Annotated in this window: 7 protein-coding genes; all 7 read right to left on the bottom strand. The window is 68.8% G+C overall.

Annotated elements, in window-relative coordinates:
- Window positions 1-439, bottom strand: a 439-nt coding sequence (locus AB7U92_RS20070; RefSeq protein ID WP_428581092.1) for a molybdenum cofactor biosynthesis protein MoaE, incomplete at its 3' end; no start/stop codon positions are given.
- A gap of 1 nt (window position 440) precedes the next feature.
- Window positions 441-692 (bottom strand): MoaD/ThiS family protein, encoded by a 252-nt coding sequence (locus AB7U92_RS20065; protein ID WP_428581089.1) that lies wholly within the window; start codon window positions 690-692, stop codon window positions 441-443.
- Window positions 689-1,897: a molybdopterin molybdotransferase MoeA gene (locus AB7U92_RS20060; protein ID WP_428581086.1), complete on the bottom strand. Its 1,209-nt coding sequence runs from the start codon at window positions 1,895-1,897 to the stop codon at window positions 689-691. Before AB7U92_RS20060 ends, AB7U92_RS20065 begins: the two co-directional genes overlap by 4 nt.
- The gene (gene mobB, locus AB7U92_RS20055) at window positions 1,839-2,444 is read right to left on the bottom strand and encodes a molybdopterin-guanine dinucleotide biosynthesis protein B (protein WP_428581083.1); all 606 of its coding nucleotides are present in this window, start codon (window positions 2,442-2,444) and stop codon (window positions 1,839-1,841) included. Before mobB ends, AB7U92_RS20060 begins: the two co-directional genes overlap by 59 nt.
- Window positions 2,445-3,851 (bottom strand): threonine synthase, encoded by a 1,407-nt coding sequence (thrC, locus tag AB7U92_RS20050; protein WP_428581080.1) that lies wholly within the window; start codon window positions 3,849-3,851, stop codon window positions 2,445-2,447. It abuts the gene before it with no gap.
- The gene (locus tag AB7U92_RS20045; RefSeq protein ID WP_428581077.1) at window positions 3,848-5,158 is read right to left on the bottom strand and encodes a homoserine dehydrogenase; all 1,311 of its coding nucleotides are present in this window, start codon (window positions 5,156-5,158) and stop codon (window positions 3,848-3,850) included. Before AB7U92_RS20045 ends, thrC begins: the two co-directional genes overlap by 4 nt.
- A gap of 7 nt (window positions 5,159-5,165) precedes the next feature.
- A partial coding sequence (locus tag AB7U92_RS20040) for a pyridoxal phosphate-dependent aminotransferase (protein ID WP_428581074.1) occupies window positions 5,166-6,128 on the bottom strand: 963 nt, incomplete at its 5' end.

Genomic DNA, 6,128 nt, shown 5'->3' with positions numbered 1-6,128 from the left:
CGGCGTCGTCGCTGACGCGGGCGTCGACCCAGCGCGCGCCTTCCGGCGTGGTCTCCTTCTTCCAGAACGGCGCCTGGGTCTTCAGGTAGTCCATCAGGAACTCGCAGGCCTGGAAGGCGGCGCCGCGGTGCGCCGAGGTCACCACCACCAGCACGATCTGGTCGAGCGGCGCGAGCGGCCCGACGCGGTGGACGACCCGCGCCGCACGGATGTCGAAGCGCTTGAACGCCTCGTCGATCATCGCCTCGATGGCCTTCTCGGTCATGCCGGGGTAATGCTCCAACTCCATGGCGCTGACGCCCTGGCCGTCGTTGCGGTCGCGCACCGTGCCGACGAAGCTGGCCACGGCGCCGACGCCGGGATCGGCGGCGCGCAGCGCCGCGACCTCGACACCGAGGTCGAAGTCCTGCGTCTGGATGCTCACCCGCGGCATGCCCATCTCAGCCCCCGGTCACCGGCGGAAAGAACGCCAGCTCGGCGCCGTCGCGCAGCGCAGCCGACTCGTCGCACAGCGACTGGTCCAGCGCGCTGCGCACCGCACGGCCGCGCGCCAGCGCGGCGGCATGGGCGGCGCCGCGGCCGATCAGCGCATCGCGCGCAGCCGCCACGGTGGCGCCGGCGGGCAGCTCGAGCGTCTCACTCGGCCCGAGCGCTTCGCGCAGCGAAGCGAAGTAGCGCACCTGGATCTTCATGACAGCAGTTCGGCGAAAGGCAGGAAGGCGACCGTGTCGCCGCGGGCAATGGCGCGCCCGGATGGATTGTCGACCACGCCGTCGCCCCACACGGCCGAGGTCAGCACGCCCGAGCTCTGGTTCGGGAACAGGTCCAGCCCACCAAGGGCATTTCGGCGTGCGCGCAGGAACTCGCGGCGCTTGTCGGGCTTCGGCCAGTCGAAGTCGGCCCGCATCGGCGTCGGATGAAGCGCCGTGGCGGTGGCGCCCTGCAGCGCCAGGAGCGCCGGCCGCACCATCAGCACGAAGGTGATGAAGCTCGACACCGGGTTGCCCGGCAGACCCATGAACCAGGCGTGCCCGCCGCCGTCACGGCGCACCTCGCCGAAAGCCAGCGGCTTGCCCGGCTTGATCGCCATCTGCCAGTAGTCGACGCGCCCTTCGGCCTGCACGCCCGGGCGCAGGTGGTCTTCCTCGCCCACCGACACGCCGCCGGAGGTGACGATCAGGTCGTTGTGGCGAGCCGCCTCGCGCAGCGCAGCGCGGGTGGCGTCGAGCCGATCCGGCACGATGCCGAGGTCGGCGCATTCGCAACCCAGCGCCTGGATCAGCCCGCGCAGCGTGAAGCGGTTGGAGTTGTAGATCGCGCCGGGCTTCAGCGGCTCGCCCGGCATCACCAGTTCGTCGCCGGTGGAGAACAACGCCACGCGCGGGCGGCGCGAGACCGTCAGCGCGGCCGCGCCCACCGACGCGGCCAGACCGAGCGCCTGCGGCGTCAGGCGAGTGCCGCGTGCCAGCACCTCGGCGCCGTACGTCACGTCCTCGCCGCGTCGGCGGATCCACTGGCCCGGCGCGGGCACGATGCCGATCCGCACGCCCTCGCCTTCGCTCTCGCATTGCTCCTGCGGCACCACGGCATCGGCGCCGGGCGGGATCTGCGCGCCGGTGAAGATGCGTGCCGCGCTGCCCGGCTGCAGCGGCTGGCCGACATGCCCGGCCGGGATGCGCTGGCTCACCGGCAGCAGCGTGCCGGCGGCGGGTACGTCGGCGCAACGCAGCGCGTAGCCGTCCATCGAGGTGTTGTCCTGCGGCGGCACGTCCAGGCCCGAGCGCACGCCCTCCGCCAGCACGCGGCCGAGCGCCTCGAAGGTGGAGACGCGCTCGGTCTCAGCCAGCGGCCGGATCGCGCTCAGCAGCCGGGCCAACGCCTCGTCCAGCGTCAGCATCGGCGGGCGCGCCGAAGGCGTCGTCCAGGGGGGAACGGTACTCATAGCGGGCAGGGTCGGCGAGCAGGAAGGCGGTCACCGCGTCGGGATCGTTGAGGTCCAGCAGCGGCAGCCCCGTGGGCTGGGGCAGGCGGTCGGCGCTGTCGGTGGCGATGGCGACGACATAGGGGTCGTTCGGGTACTGCACCGGCTTGCCGGTCTCGGCGCGCCAGATCTCGATCTTCAGCACGTCGGCGTGCTTGAAGCCTTCGACCAGCACCCAGTCGACCTCGTAGAGCTCGGCCAGCAGCTGGTGCACTGTCGGTTCGGCGCGCAGCTCGTATTCGCGGATCTTGGCCAGCCGACGGTCGGAGGCGATCAGCACCTCGAACGCGCCGGCCTCGCGGTGGCGGTACGAATCCTTGCCTGGGTGGTCGATGTCGAAGTCGTGGTGCGCATGCTTGACCACCGACACGCGCTGGCCGGCCAGGCGAAAGCGCGAAACCAGCTGCTCGACCAGGGTGGTCTTGCCCGATCCCGAATAGCCGCAGAAGCCGATGACCTTCATTCAGGCATTCTGGGTGATGTAGTCCTTGACCGCCTGCACGTCGACGGGCATGACCTTGAATCGCTTGGGGAGTTGCTCGATGCCCTGCAGCGCGGCCGGGCGGTCCGGCTCGCGGCCCAGCGCCTCGACGATGGTGGCGGAGAATTTCGCCGGCAGCGCGGTCTCGAGCACGATCATCGGCACGCCGGCATCGCGGTGCTCGCGGGCGACCTTCACGCCGTCGGCCGTGTGCGTATCGATGACGGTGCCGCAGCGCTGCGCGGTGTCGCGGATGGTGGCCACGCGGTCGGCATGCGTGCTGCAGCCGGAGACGAAGCCGTACTCGGCCACGCGGGCGAACTCCGCCGGCGTCAGCGTGAAGCTGCCGGTCTTCGTGATCTGGTCGGCGAACAGCGCCCTGGTGCGCGCCGCGTCGCGCCCGAGCAGGTCGAACACGAAGCGCTCGAAGTTCGACGCCTTGCTGATGTCCATCGACGGGCTCGAGGTCTCGTAGGTCTCGGCGCCGCCGCGCACGCGGTAGGTGCCGGTGCGGAAGAACTCGTCGAGCACGTTGTTCTCGTTGGTGGCCAGCACCAGGCGATGGATCGGCAGGCCCATCATGCGCGCCACGTGGCCGGCGCAGATGTTGCCGAAGTTGCCCGAGGGCACGGCGAAGCTCACGCGCTCGTCGTTGCTCTTCGTCGCCTGGAACCACCCGGCGAAGTAGTACACCACCTGCGCCAGCAGGCGCGCCCAGTTGATCGAGTTGACGGTGCCGATCTTCCAGCGGCGCTTGAACTCCAGGTCGTTCGAGACCGCCTTGACGATGTCCTGGCAGTCGTCGAACACGCCTTCGACGGCGATGTTGTGGATGTTCGGATCCTGCAGGCTGAACATCTGCGCCTGCTGGAACGGGCTCATGCGGCCGTGCGGGCTGAGCATGAAGACGTTGACACCCTTCTTGCCGCGCATCGCGTACTCGGCCGCGCTGCCGGTGTCGCCCGAGGTGGCGCCGAGGATGTTCAGCGTCTGCCCGCGGCGGCCGAGTTCGTACTCGAACAGCGCGCCGAGCAGCTGCATCGCCATGTCCTTGAAGGCCAGGGTCGGGCCGTTGGACAGCGCCTCGAGGTACAGGCCGTCCTCGAGCTTCTTCAACGGCACGATCTCGCGCGTGCCGAACACCTGCTCGGTGTAAGTCTGCGAGACGAGACGCTTCAGGTCGGCGGCCGGGATGTCGTCGATGTACAGCGACAGGATCTCGAAGGCCAGCTCCGCATATGACAGGCCGCGCCAGCGAGCGAGCGTGGTCGCATCGACCTTCGGGTAGTGCGTGGGCAGGTACAGGCCGCCGTCGGGCGCCAGGCCCTCGAGCAGGATCTCGGAGAAGCCACGCAGCGTCTGGTCGCCGCGGGTGCTGATGTATTTCACTTGAGTTCTTCTTTCCGGATGCGCACGATCGGCGCCAGCACGGTGGGCAGCGCCTGCATCTGGGCCAGCGCCTTGTCCATCTCGCCCTCCACGGTGTCGTGGGTGAGGATGATCAGGTCGGTCTGCGCCTCGCCCTCGGCCGACTCGCGCTGCAGCACGGCGTCGATCGAGATGCCATGCTCGGCGAGGATGCCGGTGATGCGGGCCAGCACGCCGGCCTTGTCGGCCACCACCAGGCGCAGGTAGAACGAGGTCACCACGTCGGCCATCGGCAGGATCGGCGTGTCCTGCATCGAGCCGGGCTGGAAGGCCAGCGACGGCACGCGGTGGTCGGGGTCGGCGGTGTGCAGCCGGGTGATGTCGACCAGGTCGGCAATCACGGCGGAAGCCGTCGGCTCGGCGCCGGCGCCCTTGCCGTAGTACAGCGTGGTGCCGACCGCGTCGCCGTGCACGACCACGGCGTTCATCGCGCCTTCGACGTTGGCGATCAGCCGCGTGGCTGGAATCAGCGTCGGGTGTACGCGAAGCTCGATGCCCTTCTCGCGCCGCTTGGTGATGCCCAGCAGCTTGATGCGGTAGCCGAGTTGCTCGGCATAGCGGATGTCGGCCGCCTGCAGCTTCGTGATGCCCTCGACATGCGCCTTGTCGAACTGCACCGGGATGCCGAAGGCGATGGCGCTCATGATCGTCGCCTTGTGCGCGGCGTCGACACCCTCGATGTCGAAGGTCGGGTCGGCCTCGGCATAGCCCAGGCGCTGGGCTTCCTTGAGCACCTCGCCGAAGTCCAGCCCCTTGGAGCGCATCTCCGAGAGGATGAAGTTGGTCGTGCCATTGATGATGCCGGCCAGCCACTCGATGCGGTTGGCCGTCAAGCCCTCGCGCAGCGCCTTGATGATCGGGATGCCGCCGGCCACCGCGGCCTCGAACGCCACAACCACACCCTTGGCGCGGGCGGCCGCGAAGATCTCGCTGCCGTGCACCGCCAGCAGCGCCTTGTTGGCGGTGACCACGTGCTTGCCCGCCGCGATCGCCTCCAGCACCAGTGCCTTGGCGATGCCGTAGCCGCCGATCAGCTCGACGACGATGTCGATGTCCTTGTTGGCGATCACCTGGCGCGCGTCGTTCACCACCTGCGCGGCGTCGCCGACGAGCTTCTTCGCGCGTTCGACGTCGAGGTCCGCCACCATGGTGATGCGGATCTCGCGGCCCGCGCGGCGCCGGATCTCTTCCTGGTTGCGCTGCAGGACGGCGAAGGTGCCGCCGCCGACGGTGCCGATGCCGAGCAGGCCGACTTGGATGGGTTTCATGGCGATCTCAGTGGGAATGCCGTTTGCGGAAATGCTCGAGGAAGCGCGCGATGCGGCCGATGGCCTCGGCCAGGTCGTCGACGTTCGGCAGGAAGACGAGGCGGAAGTGGTCGGGCGTCGGCCAGTTGAAGCCGGTGCCCTGCACGATCAGCACCTTCTCCTCGGCCAGCAGCTCGTAGGCGAATTGCTGGTCGTCCTCGATCGGATAGATCTTTGGATCGAGGCGGGGGAACATGTACAGCGCCGCCTTCGGCTTGACGACGCTGACGCCCGGAATCTGCATCAGCATCTCGTAGGCCAGGTCGCGCTGCTTGCACAGCCGCCCGCCGGGCGCGACCAGGTCCTTGATGCTCTGGTAGCCGCCGAGCGCGGTCTGGATCGCCAGCTGCCCCGGCGTGTTGGAGCACAGGCGCATCGAAGCCAGCATGTTCAGCCCTTCGATGTAGTCCTTCGCGTGCTTTTTCTCGCCCGACACCACCATCCAGCCGGCGCGGTAGCCGCAGGAGCGGTAGTTCTTCGACAGGCCGTTGAAGGTCAGGCACAGCACGTCGTCGGCCAGCGAGGCGATGCTGGTGTGCGTGTTGCCGTCGAACAGCGTCTTGTCGTAGATCTCGTCGGCCAGGATGATCAGCTGGTGCTGTCTCGCGACCTCGACGATCTGCTGGAGCACGCTCTCCGGGTACAGCGCGCCGGTCGGGTTGTTCGGGTTGATGACGACGATCGCCTTGGTGTTGCTCGTCACCTTGCGCTTGATGTCCTCGATGTCGGGCATCCAGTCGCTGGCCTCGTCGCACAGGTAGTGCACCGGCGTGCCGCCAGACAGCGCCACCGAGGCGGTGTACAGCGGATAGTCCGGCGCCGGGATGAGCACCTCGTCGCCGCTGTTGAGCATGGCGTTCAGGCTCATCGTGATCAGCTCCGAGGCGCCATTGCCGAGGTACACGTCGTCCACCGTCACGCCGCGGATGTG

The organism is Piscinibacter sp. (assembly GCF_050175855.1).
Classification (GTDB): Bacteria; Pseudomonadota; Gammaproteobacteria; order Burkholderiales; family Burkholderiaceae_C; genus Piscinibacter.
This window is presented reverse-complemented; position numbering and strand designations above follow the sequence as displayed.